The sequence below is a fragment of the Asticcacaulis sp. MM231 genome (assembly GCF_964186625.1).
In the GTDB taxonomy this organism is placed as follows: Bacteria; Pseudomonadota; Alphaproteobacteria; order Caulobacterales; family Caulobacteraceae; genus Asticcacaulis.
Genome location: NZ_OZ075110.1, coordinates 533980 through 556156, shown reverse-complemented (window position 1 = coordinate 556156; position 22177 = coordinate 533980). Strand labels below are relative to the sequence as shown.

General features: G+C 55.8%; 13 protein-coding genes. 7 read left to right on the top strand and 6 right to left on the bottom strand.

Annotated elements, in window-relative coordinates; translation table 11 throughout:
• Positions 1-134: 134 nt before the first annotated feature.
• Together ABQ278_RS21510 and ABQ278_RS21505 are read left to right on the top strand one after the other, a co-directional pair.
• Positions 135-3008 (top strand): TonB-dependent receptor, encoded by a 2874-nt coding sequence (locus ABQ278_RS21510; protein WP_349323039.1) that lies wholly within the window; start codon positions 135-137, stop codon positions 3006-3008.
• 110 nt (positions 3009-3118) lie between these two features.
• Positions 3119-5422: a GH92 family glycosyl hydrolase gene (locus tag ABQ278_RS21505; RefSeq protein ID WP_349323038.1), complete on the top strand. Its 2304-nt coding sequence runs from the start codon at positions 3119-3121 to the stop codon at positions 5420-5422.
• A 26-nt stretch (positions 5423-5448) separates the two neighbouring features.
• Here the strand turns inward: ABQ278_RS21505 and ABQ278_RS21500 are convergent, their stop codons facing one another.
• On the bottom strand, positions 5449-6342 hold the full coding sequence (locus tag ABQ278_RS21500; RefSeq protein ID WP_349323037.1) for a DMT family transporter: 894 nt from the start codon (positions 6340-6342) through the stop codon (positions 5449-5451).
• A gap of 23 nt (positions 6343-6365) precedes the next feature.
• On the opposite strand from ABQ278_RS21500, the gene galA reads away from it, so the two are divergent.
• From galA to ABQ278_RS21475, 5 genes are all read left to right on the top strand, one after another.
• Positions 6366-9503, top strand: coding sequence for a beta-galactosidase GalA (gene galA, locus ABQ278_RS21495; protein WP_349323036.1), 3138 nt, complete (start codon positions 6366-6368; stop codon positions 9501-9503).
• A 90-nt stretch (positions 9504-9593) separates the two neighbouring features.
• Positions 9594-10649 (top strand): glycoside hydrolase family 76 protein, encoded by a 1056-nt coding sequence (locus ABQ278_RS21490; RefSeq protein ID WP_349323035.1) that lies wholly within the window; start codon positions 9594-9596, stop codon positions 10647-10649.
• Positions 10650-10658: 9 nt separating this feature from the next.
• Entirely contained in the window at positions 10659-12164 is a 1506-nt protein-coding gene (locus ABQ278_RS21485) for a tryptophan halogenase family protein (RefSeq protein WP_349323034.1), read from the top strand.
• A gap of 120 nt (positions 12165-12284) precedes the next feature.
• Positions 12285-12551 carry a hypothetical protein gene (locus ABQ278_RS21480; protein WP_349323033.1) on the top strand — a complete coding sequence of 89 codons (267 nt, stop codon included), beginning with the start codon at positions 12285-12287 and terminating at the stop codon, positions 12549-12551.
• Between the two features lie 529 nt (positions 12552-13080).
• Positions 13081-16389: a DEAD/DEAH box helicase gene (locus ABQ278_RS21475; protein ID WP_349323032.1), complete on the top strand. Its 3309-nt coding sequence runs from the start codon at positions 13081-13083 to the stop codon at positions 16387-16389.
• Positions 16390-16637: 248 nt separating this feature from the next.
• On the opposite strand, the gene ABQ278_RS21470 is transcribed toward ABQ278_RS21475, so the two are convergent.
• The 5 genes from ABQ278_RS21470 to ABQ278_RS21450 form a co-directional block, all read right to left on the bottom strand.
• On the bottom strand, positions 16638-17546 hold the full coding sequence (locus tag ABQ278_RS21470) for an FkbM family methyltransferase (RefSeq protein ID WP_349323031.1): 909 nt from the start codon (positions 17544-17546) through the stop codon (positions 16638-16640).
• A gap of 52 nt (positions 17547-17598) precedes the next feature.
• The gene (locus tag ABQ278_RS21465) at positions 17599-18780 is read right to left on the bottom strand and encodes a nucleotide disphospho-sugar-binding domain-containing protein (protein ID WP_349323030.1); all 1182 of its coding nucleotides are present in this window, start codon (positions 18778-18780) and stop codon (positions 17599-17601) included.
• On the bottom strand, positions 18777-20537 hold the full coding sequence (locus tag ABQ278_RS21460; RefSeq protein ID WP_349323068.1) for an ABC transporter ATP-binding protein: 1761 nt from the start codon (positions 20535-20537) through the stop codon (positions 18777-18779). The genes ABQ278_RS21465 and ABQ278_RS21460 overlap by 4 nt, the downstream gene beginning before the upstream one ends.
• 101 nt (positions 20538-20638) lie before the next feature.
• A complete protein-coding gene (locus tag ABQ278_RS21455) occupies positions 20639-21103 on the bottom strand; it encodes a 3-hydroxyacyl-ACP dehydratase FabZ family protein (RefSeq protein WP_349323029.1) in 465 nt (154 codons plus the stop codon).
• The gene (locus ABQ278_RS21450) at positions 21079-22176 is read right to left on the bottom strand and encodes an LLM class flavin-dependent oxidoreductase (protein WP_349323067.1); all 1098 of its coding nucleotides are present in this window, start codon (positions 22174-22176) and stop codon (positions 21079-21081) included. Before ABQ278_RS21450 ends, ABQ278_RS21455 begins: the two co-directional genes overlap by 25 nt.
• Position 22177 lies beyond the last annotated feature (1 nt).

The window sequence follows — 22177 nt, the reverse complement described above, 5'->3', positions numbered from 1 at the left end:
CCTTACACACCCGCTACCGGTGTTGCCACAAACGGAACCGTTCTCCGTTGAGTCAGCGCCGGAATCCTTTGTTTCACCGTCCGTCCAGCGCGCCTGGACCTGCCCTTATGTCATTCTAGCCCCAGGATACGATCATGCGAAAGACATTCACCGCCACGCTTATGAGCGCCACGGCGCTCGGCTCAGGCGTATTGACCCTAGGCCTTCTATGTGGCTCGGCATGGGCGCAGGAGGCTGCACCCGATGCGAAGGCAGCAGAAACAGGCAGCACCGAGGTCGTGATCGTCAGCAACCGGTTCACAGCGAAAACAATGCAGTTGAAATCGGACAATTCAATTTCCGTCCTTTCAGCGGCCGACCTTCAGCGTACGGCTGTGCACAATGCGGCAGAAATTCTTGGTCTCATGCCGGGCGTCAACGTCATGATGACCGGCAACTCGTTCATTGGCGGTATCGACGGTGCGTCGCGCGGTGAAGGGCAGTATGTCTCGATCCGCAGTATGAATTCGGAGTACAATGTCAACCTGATCAACGGCGTGGCCGTGGCCCAGGCCCAGCCCTATTCGCGCGGGGTTCAACTCAACCTCATTCCGCCCTCCGGCCTGCAAACCATTGTTCTCAATAAGACATCGACCGCCAATATGGATGGCGACGCGATCGGTGGAACGATTGATTTCCGCACGCCAACGGCGTTTGACTTCAAGGGCAAGCAAAGAGGCTCGCTCTCTGTAAGTGGCAATTTTGAAAGCCAGGCGGACGATCTGGGTGCAGACAGCACCGGTTACGGCGCTGCGGCCGACTTTTCGCGCAAATTCGGCGCTGAAGAGAATTTCGGTGTCTATGTCAGCGCCTATTACAATCTGCGCCACTACGCCAATTCGGAACTCGGCGGCGTTATGGAAGCGTCCGGCGGTGACCGGGCCTACGCCCTGTCCTATGTGGACGCCAATGGCAATATCCCGTCAGGCATGGACCCCATTCAGGATCTTATCCTGACGGGCTTCAATGTCGGCGTTTCCAGCGGCCATACCGAACTCTGGGGCGGCACGGTATCACTTGATTGGCGTCCGGACGTGGATACCAGCTACTATATGCACCTCACCTACGCCCATGACTGGACGACACAGAATTCGAGCCTCAATCAAATCGTAGGTGAAGGCACGGTGCGCAATGAAGGCACCAGCCCCCTGGATGCTGACGGTAACCTTAAAGACGGCTATATCGCCGTTGGCAACGGCCTCTATCAAACGACCATCCCGGCGGTATCCAACCGTCTGTGGTATGAAACCAACCCTCTGCACTCCAATCTCAGCACGCTCGACCTGGGTGTAAAGAAGCGCGTCGGCAAGTGGCACTTTGAACCGAACGTCTTCTACTCCTTCGGCCGCAACGACCGCCCCAACCATCTGGAAATGTGGACCACCTCTATTCCCGCCGGTTCCACCAGCAGTGGTGCAGCACCTTACGGAGCCGCAACGCTTGTCACCTATGGCGCGGATAATTTCCCGGTCGCCCACCTGACGCCCGGCATGGAGTCTACAGCCCTCAATCCCGGCACCATGCCAGCGCCTTGCTGTTATGAAGTGACATCGGGTCTCAGCCAGCAGGAAAAATACGGCGCGCGCTTTGATGGCGGCTATGACTTCGACCAGAGGCTTCTGCAATCGATCTCGTTTGGCGCGAAATACGTAACGAGCAACCGCGATGTCAGTAATCGCGATTATACGGTCACAGACCCCGATCCGGCGTCCAGCCTCGGCGCCGATACAGCCGCCATCATCGGTTACTATCCCGGCTTCCCTGGCAAGTATGATTATCTGGTGCCTATCGTCAACCATCAGGTCGTCGCCGCACGCTACAACGCACTCACGGATACTCAGGCAAAGCTTGATGCCGCAAGCGACATCTGTACCGGTGGCGGTACAGCACTGGGCGTGCTTACCAATTACAACTGTAACACACTGTCGGGCACCGAGACCGTCAGCGCGGCCTATGTGATGGGCAAGTTCGCAACAGATACGCTCGAAATCATCCCCGGCATCCGATACGAGTTGACGGACGTCAAAAATACCTACTGGGTGCGCAACTTCGAGCCCGATCCCGATGATTCGACGAACGTGATTGAAGTACCGGGCGAATTCCAGTCCAATAAGGCCAGCTTTACCAAGGTTCTTCCAAGCGTATTCCTGAATTACCGTCCTGACGCCAAAACGGTCTATCGTGCCTCGATCTGGACGAGCTACACGCGTCCGCCGATGTTTCAGCTTGGGGGCAGCTCCAGCAGCAAATACGATCCGTCGACCGGCACGACCACCATCACAAAAGGCAATCCTGACCTGAAAGCGATCGATGCGGTCAACTTCGATGCCAACGGCACGTGGCGCACCAGCAATGGCGGCTATTACGGTGTTGGTATTTTCTACAAAGACTTGAGCAACTATATTTACGACAGCGGCACCGGCTATATCAACAGTGCCACCTCGGGTAGCGGCGCGGTTTTGATCAGCCAGCCGAAAAACGGCGGCGATGCCTCGGTCCTGGGTATCGAGTTTGAAGGGCAACAGAAATTTGACGGCATGCCCGCGCCTTTCAATGGCCTGTCGATCGGTGGTAATCTGGCCTTACAAACCTCCAAAGCCGATATTGGCACCAGTTGGGGCCATGATGAGCGTATGCAGAACGCTCCGGACGTGACGGCCAATCTGGGTCTTTACTACGCCCGCGAAAAGGTTACGGTCGATATCACCTACCATTACTCCGGTGCCTACGTTGCCAATTACGACGTTCTGGGCAAGGGCGGCTCATGGGACAATCTGTGGGTTGATCCGGTACAGCATCTCGATGTGCACGCAGGCTATGATTTTGGCGTCGTTCAGCTTGATCTGTCCATCGCCAACCTGTTCAAGAACTACACCTACTATTCCCATATCGGAGAAAAATCCAAAGCCATTTCCGATATCATTCAATCGGGACGTACGGCTCTGCTGACCTTGAAATACGCCTACTAATCCGGCACCGTCTCCCAGGGCCTGAACAGCCAGGCCAGGTCACCGGAACTCCGGGCAGCATGGCTGTCCGGAGCTTTTTTTCGCCATTAGCAGTGTTCAAGAGCGCCACCATGATCTCACGCCGCCAACTCCTAGCCACCGCAACAGGCGTGGCCGCCAGCCTGCCCTTTCACGCCATCGCCGGCGCGAAACCTCTACGCTATACGTCCTTCGTCGACCCGATGATCGGCACGGGCGGGCACGGGCACGTCTATCCAGGGGCCAGCTTGCCCTTCGGCATGGTGCAGCTCTCGCCCGATACGGACAACGCCAGATGGGACGCCTCTTCGGGCTACTATATCGAGGACAAAAGCCTCCTTGGCTTTTCCCATACCCACCTCTCCGGTACGGGCGTCGGTGATATGATGGATCTGCTCGTGGTGCCGCGGATAGGCGAGGTCAGCCTCAAGCCAGGCACGCTTGAGGCGCCGGAAGGCAGCTATCGCGCGCGCGTGAGCCACGAGCAGGAAACGGCCGCGCCGGGCTATTACAGCCTTACCCTCCCTGATAGCGGCATTCACGCCGAACTGACGGCCTCTGCCCGCGCCGGGCTGCACCGCTATACCTTTCCGGCCGGACGGCCCGCCCATGTGCTGCTGGACTGGCAACACGGGGCGCGGGAAGATGTCTACAAGCGCCCGGTCGTCTATCTCGCTCACATGGAACGCGTTTCAAATGACACGATTGTGGGTACACGTTGCGTCAATCAGTGGGCTGACGGCCGGATTCTCCACTTTGCCCTTAAGGTCTCACAACCCTTTGACTCTTTGGAGCTCTTTAGCAAAGATGAGCGGGTAGACGGCGAGCGTGTTGAAGGCGATTGCCTGAAGGCCGTGCTCAAATACGGTGAAGGCCTCTCGGCTCCTCTGATGGTCAAGGTGGCGGTGTCGGCGGTGGATATCGCGGGCGCTCTGAACAATCTGACGCACGACATTCCAGACTGGGATTTCGAAAGCTTGCGTCAAGCGGCGGACAGGGCATGGGAAAGCGAATTGTCACGTATCCGGGTCGAAACGCCCCATGATCAAGACCGCAAGATCTTCTACACAGCTCTTTACCATGCCCACATGGCGCCAACCCTCTTCTGCGATGCCGATGGACGTTACCGCGGCATGGATTCGGCCGTGCACAAGCTGCCGACAGGGCGCAACAACTTTTCGACCTATTCCCTCTGGGACACCTATCGTGCCTGGCATCCCCTGATGACCCTCATAGCCCCGGAACGGGCCGCGATCTTCGCGCAAAACCTGATAGACCAGGGTGTGGAGAGCCCCTATGGTCCGGTCGTATGGCCATTGCAGGGAAGAGAAACCCACTGCATGATCGGCTGGCACTCTGACTCGGTCATCGCCGAAGCTATCGTTAAGGGCCTGCCAGGTATCGACGTGCAAAAAGCCTGGCGCCTTTATAAAGAGCTTGCCTTCAAGACCTCAACCTCAGGTCTGGATGCCTATCGTGCTCAGGGCTACATCCCTGCGGACCAGGAAGATCAGTCGGTTTCAAAAACCATCGAATACTGCCATGATGACTGGTCGATGGCACAGATCGCTGACGCGGCGGGCGATAAGCCGGCGGCCTCCGCCCTTCGCCTCCGTTCCAAAAACTACAGGAATGTATTTGACACGAACACGCAGTTCGCGAGGCCCCGCTTAAAAACAGGCGCGTGGGCCGAGCCTTTTGACCCTCGCGGCATGGGGCATGACCCTAAGGTCTGGTGGGATTATACAGAAAGCAATAGCTGGCAAGCCACGTTTGGCGTCCAGCATGATATCTATAGCTATATGGCGCTGTTCGGGGGCGATGCGCAGTATGAAGCCAAGATCGACGCCCTGTTCAATGCATCCTCCGACCTGCCATCTGATGCCCCACCGGATATGACAGGCCTGATCGGTCAGTACATTCACGGCAACGAGCCCAGCCACCATATCGCCTATCTCTATGCCTATACCGGTTCACATTATAAAACCCAGGCACGGGTTCGCATGTTGTTAAGATCGCAATACCGCGCCGATCCCAACGGCCTGGCTGGCAATGAAGACTGTGGTCAGATGAGCGCCTGGTATATTCTCAGCGCCATGGGCTTTTATCCCGTCGATCCGGTCAGTTGTATCTATGTCTTCGGATCACCACTCTTCAGGCGCGTAGAGATTCCGCTCGCCAATGGCAAGACACTGCGTATTCTGGCACCGCAAACCAATGAGGCCAACATCTACATTCAAAGCGTTAAATGGAATGGCAAACCGCACTCACGGTCCTGGATCAGTCATGCCGACCTCATGTCAGGCGGCGTGCTGATGTTCGAAATGGGCCCCAAACCCAATCTTAAGTTTGGCGCGGACAAGGCGCATAGGCCCCCCTCGTTCACGGTGGTTTAGGGTGACAAGGCGCCGTCAGCGCCGCATCACCTTGGGGCTACGGGCAGTAAGGCGCGTAGCCAGCGCTTGGGCAGGAAACGCCACAGCCCGGCGAAGCAGATCAAGCCGATACCAACATAGGTCCAGGCATCGACATGATCGCCAAAAAGCACATAGCCCAGGCCAACACCCCAGAGCATTTGGGAATATTGTGTCGGCGCCAGATGACTGGCCGGCGAGAGTCGCGAAGCGTACATCATCAGCATGTTAGCCAGGGCGGCCAGCAGGGCGTATCCGCTAACAATCACCCATTCCCAAAGGTCAGGCGGGGTGTAGCCAGGCAGCATGAGTAAGAAGCTTACCATCATAGGGCACAGCACACCGGCGCCAAACAAGGTGATCCGCTTTTCACCGTCCCGCGTGTGCCGCAAAAGCACGAACAGCCCTGCCCCCGATAAGCCACACAGCATGGCAGCTATGTGGCCAATGCCAATGTCACGGAATCCCGGTCGCAAAACTGTCACTACGCCGACGAAGCCCAGGATAACCGCGAACCACGCCTTCACATTGACCCGCTCTCGTAAAAACAGCACGGACAGAATAGTGATAAGGAGCGGCATCAGGAAAATCAAAGCAAAGGCCTCGGCCATTGGCAAATGGCTAAAAGCTATGATGCTGGCGAACATATTGACGGTCGCAAGCCCGCCTCGCAACCACCAGGTCGCCGGCCGCCGCGGGCGTATAAGATCACTGAGCCTGTCACCGGGTCGCCACATCAAGGGTAAAATCAGAAATGACAAGGCACTGCCATAAAAGCCAAGCTGCCAGGGCACAACACGCCCCTGCAGCGCCTTGACGCAGGCATCACTCAAAGCGAACGCCGCGTAGGCCAAAAGCGCAAAGGCTATGCCTGAGCCTAAGAATGATCCTACCCGCCTCATAACGTGATCGGACCAGGGCTTACATGCCGAGCCGTATCAAGTCTGGGGTCAGCGTGGCCATGAAAAAAAGGGGTGCAAAAGGGACTAAACATATTGGTGGAGGCGATAAGGTAAGGCTGCGTCTAGACTATGGCACATACCCGCATTGCGCAATCAATATTCTACGAATTATTAAATTGGAATATTTATTGCGCGGCCTGTCTCTCTTTGTTAAAAAAGTCGATAACGCTTTGTGGCCCAACACCAGATGGGGTTCGCTGGCTGGACATGCTTATCTTGTGGCAACTATCATGCGAAAGTTTGAGGCGCACATGTCTATAAACCGACGAGACCTTTTGGTAGGTGGCAGTACTCTGGTTGCGGCAGGTCTGGCCTTTGGGCGTCCGGCTTTGGCTGTTGAAGCCCAGGGGGCTTCGCCGCGGGAGAGCCTCCTGCTCGATAGCGGCTGGCGCTTTCATGAGGGCGACGTGCCCTTCCCCGACATTTTATCTCAGGACGATTCCTACGATAATGCCAAGGCCGGCAAGGCGTGGGGCGCTGCGGCGCCGACCTTTGACGACTCAGAGTGGCCCATTGTACGCCTGCCCCATGATTTTGTCAGTTTCCAGCCCATTGAAGAAGGTTTCAATCGCGCCCAGGGCTATCGAAAGCGCGGCATAGCCTGGTATCGTAATGTCTTGCGTTTTGAGCCCGACGATACGGCTAAGCACATTGAACTTCAGATTGAAGGCGTCGCCACCCACGCAACCATCTGGTACAACGGTAACGTTATCGCCCATAACTGGAGCGGGTATAACAGTCTCTACATCGACCTGACCCCCTTTACAACTTACGGCAGCGCGCTCAACACCTTAGCCATACGCGTTGATGCCGAGGCTATGGAGGGCTGGTGGTACGAAGGTGGGGGCCTTTATCGTACGGTGCGCATCGTCAAGCGCCATCCGGTTCATATCATCACCGATGGGGTCTTTGCCCATCCTGTAAAACTGGCGTCCGGCTGGACATTGCCTGTGGAGGTCACGCTTTATAGCGCGGCAAAAGACAACAGAAACCTATCTGTAAAGGTCAGCTTGAAAGATAAAGAGGGTACGATCATCGACACCGAGACCCTATCCGTCACGGTGCCGGCCCTCGATCAAAGCCTGGCTAAGCTAAGCCTCAGACACGATAGTCCTGCATTATGGAGTGTAGAGAGCCCGACGCTCTATACCGTCGAAACCTGCGTCATGGACGGCGACCTATGTGTGGACAGGCTCGTAACGACCTGCGGCTTTCGCACGACGCGGTTCGATGCACAAACAGGCTTTTATTTGAATGACGAGCCGCTCAAAATTCAGGGTGTGTGCATCCACCAGGATCATGCCGGTGTAGGCACCGCGATACCCGATGCCCTTTGGGATTATCGTATTCGGCGTCTTAAAGAGCTGGGCTGCAACGCCGTGCGTTGCACCCATAACGCGCCCTCCAGCGTCGTTCTTGATCTTTGCGACCAGTATGGTTTGCTGGTCATGGACGAGAACCGCCTCTTTAATCCCTCTCCGGAGTACATGGATCATGTACGCTGGATGGTGCGGCGTGATCGCAACCATCCGAGCATTATCCTGTGGTCAGTGTTCAACGAAGAACCGATGCAGGGCTCGGCTGCCGGATATGAAATGGTGAGGCGCATGGCCCACGAGGTGAAACGGCTCGACACCTCGCGCCCCGTGACGGCCGCCATGAACAGCGGCATGTTCTCTGCGATAAACGTCTCTCAAGCCGTCGATGTTGTCGGTTTTAACTATCAGCAGGACAAGTATGACGCTTTCCACAAGGCGCATCCCGATATTGCGCTGACCTCGTCAGAGGATACCAGCAACTACAGTGTCCGCGGTGCCTATGTCACGGATAAGGACAGACGGCTGACGTCTGGCTATGACGATCCTCCGAAGGGATGGGCCACGCACCGTGGATCCTGGAAGATGATCGCAGAACGTGACTTCATCGCTGGTGGCTTTGTGTGGACCGGTTTCGATTACCATGGTGAACCCTCACCCTGGGGATGGCCGACCAATTCTTCGATGTACGGTATTATGGACCTGTGCGGCTTTGAAAAGGATGCCTTCTACATTCACCAGACGCAATGGATAAAGACACAGCCGGTTCTTCATATCGTGCCACACTGGAACTGGGTGGGCCGTGAGGGCCAGCCGATTAAGGTCATGGTGTGCGCCAACAGCGATGATGTTGAGCTCTTTCTAAATGGACACTCACTCGGAAGACAGGTGGTCGATACGTACGAGATGAATTTTTGGCAGGTTCCCTACGCACCAGGGCGCCTTGAGGCGTTGGCCTATCAGGCCGGTAAGGTCGTCGCCCGAACGCGCGTGGCGACCACCGGCGAAGCGGTGGCGCTTAAGGTGACGCCAGACCGGAAAACCGCCAAGGGCGACGGACTTGACGCGGTGGCTTTTCGCATTGAGGCGGTGGACGCCCGTGGACGCGCCGTCCCCATCGCGCAAAACCTTGTGCATTTTTCCGTAACCAACGGCGAAATTATTGGTCTTGGCAATGGCGATCCCAATAGTGCGGCCTCGGAAAAGGGTAACCAACGCGCCCTCTTCAACGGCCTGGCTCAGGTGATCGTACTGACGCAGGCGCACGCAGGTGATTTGATCTTACAGGCACAAGCCGAAGGGCTAAAAGCCGCGACATCTCGTGTCGGGATCGCGCCACTGCAAGCCCCGGCGCGCCAGGCGACCACCACATCTGTTCAAGTCCTTGATTATTGGTATGACGCTCCGCCAGAGATTACGCGGGAAGACGCGCTCAAGAACAGACTTATTGATATGACGTTGTGGCACGATTTCGGGCCGCGTGAGTTGCAAGCCGGGCAGCCCCAAGATGGCTATACACTCGTTTCTGCCCGTTACACGCCGTTCGCCAAGGTGCAGGCCGAGGGCGGTATCATCGACTTTCCCCGCCTAACCGGCGCCGTGGACGTTTATGACGACACCACCTTGATCGGCACCAAAGCCGATCCTGCCGAAGGTTCTTTAAGCGTTAGCTTGCCACCCAGGGCAGGCGAGCGGCGCATCAATCTGCTATTTAGAACCCTGGCAAATATGCCCTATGCCTTTCAGCAAAACGTGATTGTCCGTCAGCGGTTCCAAGCGTTCTGAGTCATGACCGTGCGCAGAAAGCATCAGCCGCACCGGCCTAAAGTCGGCCTCGTACATGACGTCTGGCCCTTATGGAGATGGAAGAACATAATGCGCTTATGGCTTATTCTGACTTCTCTTGCTCTGACGCTCTTTGCAAGTCATGAGACCCAAAGCGCCGATGTCTCGGTTACACACGCTGCAGATGGCGCAGCAAAAGTTCTGTCTGTTGACTACAATAACGAGACGGGTCAATGGCAGGATGTCAACTGGTGGCAATCTGCCAATGTGTTGACGGCCCTTATAGATTATATGCAGGCCACTGGTACGGAGGCCTACCTGCTGATCGTGAAGGATAGCTTCAGGAAAAATCAGTCCTATCAGTTCGGTGACTTCAAGGGGGACTCAACCGATGATACGGCCTGGTGGGCTTTAGCCTTGATAGATATGTACGATCTGACTCATGACCCTATGTATCTCGATCTGGCACGCACAGACGAAGCCTATATTCGTGGCTACTGGGATGAGGTTTGTGGCGGCGGTATTTGGTGGGATGTAACCAAGACCTACAAAAATGCCATCAGCAATGAGCTCTATATAAAACTCACCGCGGCGCTCCATAACCGGACGATAGGAGACACCGTCTATCTTGATCGCGCGATCGCCACTTGGCGGTGGCTGCAAGCCAGCGGCATGGTCAACCCAAATAGCCTGGTCAATGATGGCCTTGATACCCCTACATGCACCAACAATGCGGGCGCCACCTATACCTACAATCAAGGCGTTATTCTGGGTGGCCTGACCGAACTCGCGATCGCCACTGAAGATCAAGCCTATCTGAAAGAGGCACAGAAAATCGCCGATGCCGTCATTGCCAGCCCGCATCTCTCGCCGGGCGGCATTCTTACGGAACCTTGCGAGCCGCTTTCGACCTGCGACCTCGACAGCACATCCTTCAAGGGCATCTTTGTGCGCAATCTCGGCGAATTGAGCCGCGTCATCGGCCATCACCCTTATCGAACCTACCTTATGACCCAGGCACAAACGGTCACCCGACAAAATAACGACGGCGCCAGCGCCTACGGTCTGCATTGGGCCGGACCGTTTGATATCAGGAGCGCCGGCCGGCAGCACAGCGTTCTGGATCTGTTTAACGCTTTGCAATAGGATCATAAGATGCCTGATCATTCTGAGATAAAAAGGCTGGTTATCGTTGGCGGGGGTACGGCGGGATGGATGACAGCCGCGTTTCTGACGCGTTTTTTTTCCCCCCATCAGACGACCATCACCCTTATTGAATCCGCCGACATCAGCACGGTCGGTGTGGGTGAGGCCACCATCCCTCCCATACGCGCTTTTAATCACAGCCTCGGCATAGACGAGGCCGAGTTTATGCGCGCCACGCAGGCCACCTTCAAGCTCGGCATCGAGTTTTGTGGCTGGCGTGAACCCGGCCACAGCTATATGCATCCGTTCGGATACACAGGCGCCAAAATTAATGGCCATTCATTTCACCCCTTCTGGATCAGAGCCCGGCAAATGGGTCAGGGGCATGCCTTTGCCGACTACAGCCTGAACACCCTGGCTGCCTATGCCGGTAAATTCGACTGGCCCTCTGCGGATCCTGCATCACCCAAATCCACCCTGGCCTATGCCTATCATTTCGATGCAGGCCTTTATGCCGCCTACATGCGTCGTCTGTCAGAATCACGCGGCGTGCAGCGGCTAGAAGCGACCATTACCAAGGCCAAAAGAAATGTTGAAGACGGTGGTATCGACACCTTGTGTTTCAGCGATGGCCGCGAGGTGGCGGGCGATTTCTTTTTCGATTGTTCAGGCTTCCGCGCCTTACTCATCGGCGAGGCAATGAATGTCCCCTTTGAGGACTGGTCGAACCACCTGCCCGCCAATCGCGCCGTGGCCATACCGTCAGGGCGGAGCGAGGACATTAAACCTTATACCCAATCGACCGCGCAAAGTGCCGGCTGGCACTGGCGTATCCCTTTACAGCATCGCACGGGGAACGGTTACGTCTACGCCAGCGACTTCATCAGCGACGAAGCCGCTGCGGCAAGTTTGATTCAAGCCCTTGATACGCCCCCTAGGGCAGATCCGCGCGTCCTGAAATTCACAACAGGGCGTCGTCAAGCCTTTTGGGTAAAAAACTGCCTGGCGATAGGTCTATCGGGAGGCTTTCTCGAACCCCTTGAATCGACCAGTATTCATCTGATTCAGAACGCACTCACGCGATTATCCACGGTATTTCCGACGCGCCGGATAGATGGCGTGTCCGCGAGGCTTTACAATCGCGTCATGAGCGAGGAGTTTGAAACGATCCGCGATTTTCTGATCTTTCATTATCACGTCAATGGTCGCCACGGCGAACCGATGTGGGATTATCTACGTCATATGAGCATTCCCCCATCATTGGCCGAAAAAATAGACTTGTTTTGTGAGCGGGGGCTGACCTCTTTTCCAAATCAAACCGTATTTCAGGAGGAGAACTGGATGTCCGTCATGCTGGGCCAAGGCCTCGTGCCGCAAACCTTTGATCCACTGGTCGGTGGGGTCCCAGAAGCGGGCATGCTGGCAGCCCTGAAACAAATCCATCAAACATGCCTGCAGGCATTGAGCGAAATGCCCGCCCACACCGTCGCATTAAAGACAGCTCAAAGGACTTAGACCATCATGTCCGTGAGGCCTTAGCCAATTGAAGTGGCCCGCCTCGAAGTGTCAACTAAGGCGTCAAGCGCAACGGGGGTTGCTCATAGGGAGCCTATCCCCAGACACTGGAGGCGGACCATGGAACAGACTACACTCTTTGTCGGGTTGGACGTACATAAAAAAACGATCGCAGTGGCTCAGGTTGATGGAGCCGCGGGTGCAGACGTTCGGTTTTACGGAACTCACTTGTCAGATTTCTTTCACAGCGCGAGTTTTTTTTCGTCGCTAAGTTTTTATTCCCCGGGAGATTGTCAATTCAATACGATAAAAAAATTCGTATTGAATTTGGGTGAAAATGTGGCCTCGCGTGGCGAAAAACTTGTTCCAGGCAACGACAAAATATGAGAAAATTGTCGATACCATTTTGGAAAATAGAAAACAGCGTACATCCTACGAGCGCGATATGTCCGCCCCTATCTTAAATTGGGCCGGTTAATGACCCTCAATTCCTGGCTATCTATTTTTTAGCGTCTCATAGCCACTCATTCTCCATGACCACGCGTCCGAATTCGATCGACCATCCAGTGTGGTTTCACGAACCCGTGCGGCCGATAGCGTCACGATCGCCGCTACTTCATCTTTTTCTGGATCGCATTTTATCTCGCGAATGCGCTGCGTCCCGCCAAAGCGAGATTGTATAATTCGCTCCATAACCGTCTTTTTTTGCAGACTTCCGTTGGGGGAGCGCGCGACTGGTGAAAGTGAGGACAGATGAACCCGGTCGTCCGGCCCGCCACTGAAACACGGCCATAAGAAATTCAAATTGAAATAGTCGCGTGGCTGAAATAGGTTTTTCTTCCTTTTTCCGGCTTGTCTCGGTGAGCGGTTGTTGCTCAATAGCCTGGACGCCTGCACACCACACCTGCGAGACCACTTGAACGCGCCCATTGATCACGTCCGCACGCTAAAGCGGTTGATAGACACCCGTACCTTTCAGGCGGGACTTGCCTATGCGCTGGATGGACACGTCCTCGACATAAGCAAGACCTCTGAGAATTTCCTGCAATCTCGCGTCAAAGGCTCAGGACGCAGTTCTTACATCACCGAGGTCAGCCTCCAGGCAATAATGAGCCCGTCCCCGGCGCTTCGAGGCTCCTGTACCTGCCCGGTCGGCTATAACTGTAAACACGTCGCAGCGACTTTGATCACCTATTTCCAGTCAGACGAAGCGCACGAAGCCACGCCGGACAGCACCGCGCTTGAGCTTGAAGCAGCCGCCCTACCCTACGAGACGCAGATCTGGATGAACGGCGTGATCACGGCAGCTACACCGCATACCTATCCTCCCAGCGTCAATAAACGTGTGGTCTACATCCTACGCCCCGTTCTGTTGCCTAAAGGCCCCGCCGGTCTCTGCGTCGATGTCATGGTGTCACGACAGAACAGGTCTGGGGCACTTTCGAAGCGTCTCGAACGCGCTAATTTTGATCGGGCTGAGCGAGGTGTCAGGCCCGGCTACATTCTACAGGAGGATATCGATCTCTACCTTTCGCTCAACAGGAAGGTTCAAAGCTATTGGTACTCCAATACCTCAACGGGGCTCACCCTCCCAAGTGTCGACACGCTTGAGCGGCTTATAGCGACGGGCCGGCTTTACTGGGAGGATCTGGAAACTGGTCCCTTGCATCGCGGCGAGCCCCTGCCCGGAGAGATTGACTGGGAGCTCAGCGACAGAGACTACAAACTTCGTCCCAGATTGCGGGTCAAAGGCGCAGGTGCGTTTAGCGGTGAGTTCATGGTCTACGTTGACACCGAGCAATGCCGGATCGGGGATATAGAGTTCCCGATAGGCCTGAAACAGGCCAAGGCCCTCCTTGAGGCCCCCGCGCTCAAACCCGAACATGCCGCCCAAGTCGCTATCGCCCTGCAAACGGCCCTGCCACAGGGGCGCGACCTTTTACCCAAACCACCCTTGCCGTCAATTGAAACTGAGGAGCCACCCGTGCGCATCCTGAGACTGATGACGGCGAAAGCGGGAAGCTATGGCCAAGGCTACAGTGTGCCACTGATCGAAATCGCCATGCGTTACGCCAATATTCGCAGAACGTGGAGCGCCCTTGCAAACGACGTGGGGACCCACGTCGAAGCCGTTAAAGATGGCCGCATCGTAAGAGCCCTTCGCCATTTCGACTACGAGGCCTCTCTGATTACCGCCCTCATTCAGTGCGATGCTATAAAGGCCACATCCATTTATCCTACACTTGCCAAAACCTACGCACACCACCTGACCTTCGAAGACGATCTGGAGTGGTTGGCGTTTCTTGACGAGATTTTGCCCGCGCTTCAGTCCCAGGGCGTTGAGATCGAGATCGACAGGAATTTCCCCTTTCAGATTGGCAAGGTTACGCGCGATCTTGATTTTGACTTCCGCGAAAGCTCGGGCTTGGACTGGCTAGAGCTGGATGTGGGTATCGAAGTCGACGGTGAAAAGGTCAATCTGGCCCCCCTGCTGGCTGATCTCATATCGAACCCTGCTCTTGACCTTGACGATCTGCGATCCATGGCCGATCTCGACCATAACTACTTCTTTAGAAACAGGGCGGGCCGCTACTTCTCAGTCGCCATCACCCGTCTGTTGCCACTGATCATCTCTTTGCACGAACTGCGTCTGGGCGGCTTTTCGGTGACAAGTTCTGGAGCATTCCGCCTCCATAAGGCGTCCAGAGCCTTTCTCGATTTTGATGGCGATACTGGCTCAGGCTCGACCGATATCGGCACCGTCAAGAGCGCCTATCGCCAGCTCTGCGTGCCGGAGACGCTTGCGCCTCTGACCTTGCCAGACGGTTTCAAAGCTGACCTGAGACCGTATCAGCAAACGGGTGTCGCCTGGCTCAATGCTTTAAGAGAGACCGGCCTCGGGGGCATTCTAGCCGATGATATGGGACTGGGCAAAACGGTGCAGGTACTGGCGTTTCTGGCCCATGAAAAAGCCTGCGTCAGGCTGACCCGGCCCGCCCTTATCGTGGCGCCCACAAGTCTGCTTGCCAATTGGCAGGCCGAAGCCGCTAAATTCACCCCCGACCTTAAACTGATGGTGCTTCACGGCAAAGACCGGCGTGCCTTGCAAGAAGAGGCCCCAACGGCTGATATCGTGCTGACAACGTACCCGTTGGTCTCCCGTGACCACGCATGGCTGGAAAACATACAATGGTACGCGCTTATTCTGGACGAAGCACAAGCTATCAAAAATCCTGCCGCTACGACAACACGTCTCATCAGCAAGCTTAAGGCCGATCACCGTTTTTGCCTTAGCGGTACGCCGATGGAAAATCACCTAGGCGAACTTTGGTCGTTGATGAACTTCGCTAATCCGGGTTTTCTGGGCGACCGCTCCAATTTTGCCCGCGATTTTCGCACCCCCATCGAAAAAAGTGCGAGCTCTTCTGTCCAGAAACTCCTTGTCAGGCGCGTAAAGCCATTCCTGTTGCGCCGGACCAAAGCCGATGTCGCCAAAGAGCTTCCACCAAAGTCGGAAATCATCGAGCGTATCACCCTGCAGGGCAAACAGCGCGATCTCTATGACACCATCCGGCTAAGCCTGCACAAGAAGGTCCGGCAGGCCATTTCCGAACGTGGGCTCGCCAAAAGTCATATCATCGTCTTGGACGCGCTGTTAAAACTCAGACAGGTTTGTTGTGACCCTTCCCTTCTGGACGTGCCTGGTGCCGAAAGCGCGCCTTCGGCCAAACTTGATAGACTGATGGAAATGGTGAGCGCCCTCACAGAGGAAGGTCGACGCATCATCGTCTTTTCGCAGTTCACCAGCATGCTCGACCTGATCGCCGCGCGCCTCGAAAATGCCGGTCTGACATTTGGTATGTTGACTGGCAAAACTAAAAATCGCCGAGAGGAGGTAGATGGTTTTCAGTCAGGCCGTAGCTCGATCTTCCTGATCAGCCTCAAGGCCGGCGGCACCGGTCTTAATCTAACGCATGCAGATACCGTTATTCTCTACGATCCCTGGTGGAATCCCGCCGTAGAGGCCCAGGCGATTGACCGATCTTACCGCATCGGGCAGGACAAGCCCGTCTTTGTCTACCGGCTATGTGCTGAGGGCACTATAGAAGACAAGATGGACGAGATGAAAGCGCGCAAGCAAGGGATCGCGGATGCCCTCTTTAACGAGGACGCACAGGCCGTTGATATGTTGTCGGATGCTGATATTGAAAACCTGTTCGGTTAGCCATCCTCCAGTAACCATAATAGCAAACCGTATCTTATTCTTATGGTTGCATTTCATCTTCATCCCCCGTTGAGGAGAAATGCGTGCCATATCCATGTGCTTCCCAGTGGCTTCCATCGCATCCGCCATTGCGGCTTGTTCGCCAATGGTGGCCGGACTGAGAATATCGCGCGGGCACGCAAATTGCTCAATGTGCTTCAGTCTTCTTGCCTCCAAAAGGCGAAGGCGTTTTTGATATTGAATAGGCACTATGAATAGCGACTAAACTCTACGTCGTTCCGAATGAAGACAAAATTGGAGAAATGAAAGATGTTGTTGTCGGGCTTTGACGGGTCCACCTTTTTTAGCTTCGTGCCATACGGCAATATTACGAAAGCCTCGTAGCCTGAGAGCAAGGCTGCAAAGCTATAGAGGGTATGCCCCGTGAACAACTGATGCCAGTTATACTCAATTTGAATAAGCTTGGGTCGACGGGTGGCAATGAAGTTCTTGGCGCCCAGCAGAACATGTTGTTCAAAGCCCTCCGTATCGATCTTGAGGAGGTCAACGTTTGAAAAGTCAAAATCGATGTCTGTACTCTCGATAAACGCGTCCAATGTGACCACTTCTGCTTTAACCGTGTCGTTATTGAAAAACTCTACGTAATCAATTTTCCGGGCATCGGAACTAAAGGTCGCAAGCTCGATATTCTCCTTCCCAAAGGCCAGATCGAACATGCCAGGTACGCTGCCAAGTCCCTTAGATATCGGGACAAACCGGTTTGGGTAACGGTCCTGCAGTTGGCGAAGTTTGTCGAAAGCCAGAGGCAAAGGCTCGAAAGCGAGCACGGACGCGCCGGTTGTCTCTAAAAGACGTTGTGAGAATGCTCCAACATTAGCCCCGACATCTATGCAATGGGTCGGATTCAGGCGAGCGACCAATTTGAGGAAGTTGCGTTCACCCGTCGTCTTAAGGTCGCAGCAGTTGTTGTAGCCGCGCGCCTTCAGCAGCGTTTCGAAAACGAAGTCATTGAAACTCTGGAATAACACACGCCCGAAGATGAAGACATAGACGCGTGACAATAGCCAGAATGGCGATCCGATCCACTGCCAGATGCGATCACAGACTTCGCATTTTTCACCCCTCCCCCGTGCGGGCCGTCCTTCGCGTTCGATCATCCCCATAGTCCCCTTGATGGCAACTCATATGCACTGTGTCGGTGTGGCATTTTCACGCCCCGTCTCTCTGGCTCGACATGCTGTCGAGTACACTTGCGTGTGCCGTCGTGGTGGATGATGTCCCGAGCAGGTGCTCGATCTGGGCGATCAAACGGTTTTCGAATACGGCCAGGCCGGGACCCTTCCAGAACAGCGGCGGGAGAATACGAACGCCGGCACCAATACGCAGAACCCGGCGTGCATTGTCCGGCTGATCATAAAGCCTCGGGACGATCACCTGGGGAATGCCGGCCCTTAGGCCTTGGCCAACGGCCCCAATGCCACCGTTGTGAATCATGAGTCTCGCGTGGGGCAGAAGATAACCGTGGTCTACCCGCTTTCGGCACAGAAGGCGGCCATCCTGTCGCGTGTCCTCGGTTTCAACAAACGGGCTGAGAAACAGCACTGGTACATCCGTCCTTTTGGCCACATTTTCAGCGATACGCAGGAACACTGCGGTATCCTGCATGCCGGTTCCGAGGGACATAACAACGGGACGCCCCTGCTCCACAAACGTGCGGATATCGGAGGCAGGCTCAGCGGGATCGTCCAGATAATGAAAACCGACGCAATCCCCTGCCTGCGCCCACCGGCTCTGCGGCTCGCCATACGCCTGAGGGAAAAACGACAAGGTATTCTGCCATCTCTCCTTCAAGAAGCCGCGAAATGGCAACCGGTTCAAACCCAGTGTTTCTCGCCAGTCGTTTATGATGGCCAGATCTCCGAACGCGATCGGGTGGCCATATCGCCGAATAGCACAGGGCTGCAAGGCAATGCGTGTGAAGGGCACGTCCAATGCCTCGGCAGCAAACTGTGCGCCCCAATGGCCTGTACGGCTAAAAATGTGCGGACGGCCTCTATCGCGAGCTTCATTTGCTATGAACCTGAAAACCCGGTCATATGCTGGGATGACCTGAGTACGGAAAAAGGCTTTCCCATCTCGACCGATCTGTGGCCAGTCCGGCGGGGAGACAGCTTCAAAGGGAACGCCGTGGAGTTCGGCCATACCGGCATGGTCGGAATTTGCCAAAAGGACGACGTCCCAACCCTCCGCCATCAGGACCTTAGCGTAAGCGACAAACGGGGCCGCATCGCCACGCGTCCCCGTCGTGACAAGGATTGCCCGCCTGGCAGGTTCCCTTGTGCTTGGCGCCGCATCTGACGATTTGACAAAATCTCGCTCGCCCCTGCTCATGAAAACTGCCGTTTCGCGAGCAGGCTATACAAGCCCTTCTGTTCCATGAGTAGGCTGTGGGTCCCCCGCTCCGCGATACTTCCGTCGCTCAAGACCAAAATTTCGTCGGCGTTGCGGACCGTTGAGAGGCGATGCGCAACGATAAAGGTCGTACGGTCCACCATCAACCTCTGAAGCGCCTGCTGAACCTGCCATTCCGCTTCGGAATCGAGTGAAGAACTGGCTTCATCCAACAACAACAGCGGCGCGTTCTTCAGAAACGACCTCGCGATAGCGATACGCTGTCTCTGCCCACCCGAAAGCGATACCCCCGCTTCGCCAACGCGGGTATCATATCCCTTTGGCAGCGCTTCGATGAACGCGTGGGCGCTGGCCTGCTCAGCGGCTTTTCGAATGTCCTCGGGGCTGCTACCTGAGCGACCGTACGCGATATTAGCGCTGATGGTGTCGTCGAACAAAAATGTCTCCTGCGTCACGAAGGACATTTGATCGCGTAGGGACGCCAGAGTGTAGTCGCGATGATCGACGTCGTCGATTTGAATACGGCCGCCGGTCAGATCATCGAAGCGCGCCAGCAAATTTAAAAGCGTCGATTTTCCCGCCCCAGACTGGCCGACGATGGCAACGCTCTGACCTCGCTCAACCGTAAAGCTCAAATCCTTTATGACGGGCTTGCCGTCATAGGCGAATGACACGTTCTGGAATTCGATCGTCCTGAAATCGGCCCTCAAGGTTTTGTTCAGGGAGGCGTGCGCCGTCGTGGGCGCCACATCGAGGATGGCGAAAAGCTTGTCGGCGGCGGTCAGACCTTCGATCATCACCGTTTGGAGGCTGGCGAGTTGCTGCATGGATTGGCCCGCCAGGGCCAGCGCCGCCGTAAACGCCAGAAAGCCACTCAGCGTAATATTCTGGGAATGGGATTGCCAACCGACATAGGCAAAGACCAAGGCGATAACCGCTTGGACCATGGCCTCCATGAGCGCCGCCGCAACTGCATAGGTATTGGCACCCTTGATCATAAACCCGCTGCGCTCGGCTATGATGGCATCGATGCGCGCTCGCTCGGCGGCCTGCCGGTTGTTGATCTTGATGATCTTTATGCCGTCGAAGGCCTCTTTCAGCCGCTCACTCAGGCTGGCCGTCGCCGTCATAGCGCCATCAGACGCAAGCCTCTGCCAGGCCGTTGCCCACGAAAAGATGTAGCCGACCAGAGGTCCCACACCTATGGCGACAAGCGTGATACGCCAATCGATGGAGATCATCACAAACAAGGAGGCCGCGACAATTAGGAGATGCTGGACGTAATAGACGAAGCCGTTGGTCGCCGCCTCGCGCATCAAACCCGTGTCGAATAAGATTGACGACAGGAGCTGTCCCGAATGGTTTTTACGGAGATGCTTAAGATCGGCCTCGATCAAGCGCGACGACAACTGCGATTGCAAGCGCCCGACCAAGGTATGCCCGGCGGTGTTGACACAGAGCGCTAAGCCTACCTGTGCCAGAACTCTCACCGCGCCGATCGCAAAAAGGCACAGGGGTACAGCGACCTGCGCATGATTTTGAAGCCATGCAGGCAGAGAGCGGTACTTAGATTCCGGAACGCGAAACAGAAGATCCAAAGCTGGCTCCAAAAACCAGCCGAACGCGCCGGTCGCCAGCGCAGCGACAACCGCGCATCCTCCCGCGATTATAAGAGGCCCGGATTTCGCACTCAAATAATCTGCCCAGATGCGCCGACAGATTTTCAAATATGACACTCTGTGATCGGGTTTTGCCTCAGAACGAGACCCGCGCGTTGGTGCTGTGTCGACTGTCGGCGGCTTCGTCGTTGGTTCGATCCGCGGCTGGGACATGGTACTCACGCTTTCACCGGCGCATCGACCGCAATGCCGGAAAAATCGCATTCGGCGGTAAGGCGGTCACTCACATAGGCTTCGGCATGAAAACGGAAAAAATTGTCGCGAAACTTCGTAATGGATACCGGCATTCGCAGCACGTCCCCTAACCGGGCCCGGCGCAGAAAACGAACATTATCCATGGTAATAAAGGCGACAAATTTGCCCGAAAGATCGGCGCCAAAAGATTTTGACATGAGCACGCCGCCCACCTGCCCCATTGCCTCAAGAATGAGCGTGTTGGGAAAGCAGCCATCGTGGGGCTGGCTGCCCTGAAAAAAGGGCTCGTCGACTGCGATGGTCTTGATGCCCACCATGCGATTGAAGGGTACATACTCTTCGCCACGATCAAGGAACAACATGGGATCACGGTGGGGCGTGAATTGCAGGATCTCCTCCCGACTTACGTCGCCGTTTCGGTCGGACATGCCCGCCCTCCCCTTACCTGTCCGCCATCGCCGACAAACGGGATAACCTCTTCCGAAAACTGGCGCAGCGATTGCAGAACCGCGGCTTTCGAGCCGGCGCCCTCGACCGCCAAGGCAATTCGGCGAATACCCGTCGTCTCCACCGTCCGGTTCAGCTTATCGATACATTCCTGGGGCGTACCAATAGGGCTATTGGCCATGTAGGCGTTCACTCTGTCGAAGAGCCCGCCCCCCCCCCAAGTGGTCCCCTCAGTCGGGCGCCGCCCATATCGCTCGAAGGCCAAGGTGTCCCCAAACTTCATGGCGCGTTCGCTCGCTTCTTCCCACCATAGTGTTCGCTCTCGCGCGGCCTCCTTGATCCGGCGTCCGTCGGAGGACACACCGGCGAGGGCTGTGAGAACGTGCGGCAGCCCTGTCGGATCAAGACCCGCTTTTTCGGCAAAGGCGTTATACCGATTGAGAATATCCAGGATATCCTGATCCGAGAATCCATAGGGCAACAACAGGGGAATTCCCTGTCTTGCCGCCCAATCGATGGTCTGATCGGTTTGGGCGACGGTGTAGAGCGGCGGGTGCGGCTTCGTGTACGGCCGCGGATACACATTGATCTCTGGGAAGCGAACATGCTCACCATCCGCCGAAGCGCGGCCGGTCGTCCATGCCGATTTCATAATCCGCAGCCATTCGTCCGCAATCTCGCGGGTCTTCAGGCGGTCTTTGTCGAAAACGACGAAATCCTTCAAAAAATAGCCCCGACCAAAACCAAATATCAGACGCCCACCACTCATTTGGTCGATTAGCGCAACCTGCTCGGCCAGTCGGACCGGGTGGTCGAGGGTAATCACCTGGATCGCCGTACCGACCTTCAGCGACGTCGTACGACCCAGCAGGAAGGACGCGTAAAACAGCGGCGAGCCGACAAGTCCGAACTGGGTGAAATGGTGCTCCAGCACCCAGGCCGTTGAAAAGCCGAGCCCCTCCGACGCCACGGCATACTCGACGCCATTGCTGATGACTTCAGTGGCGCTCATGCCCGGCGGCTGTGCGTTTATGAGAAAAAGGCTCCAGTCCATC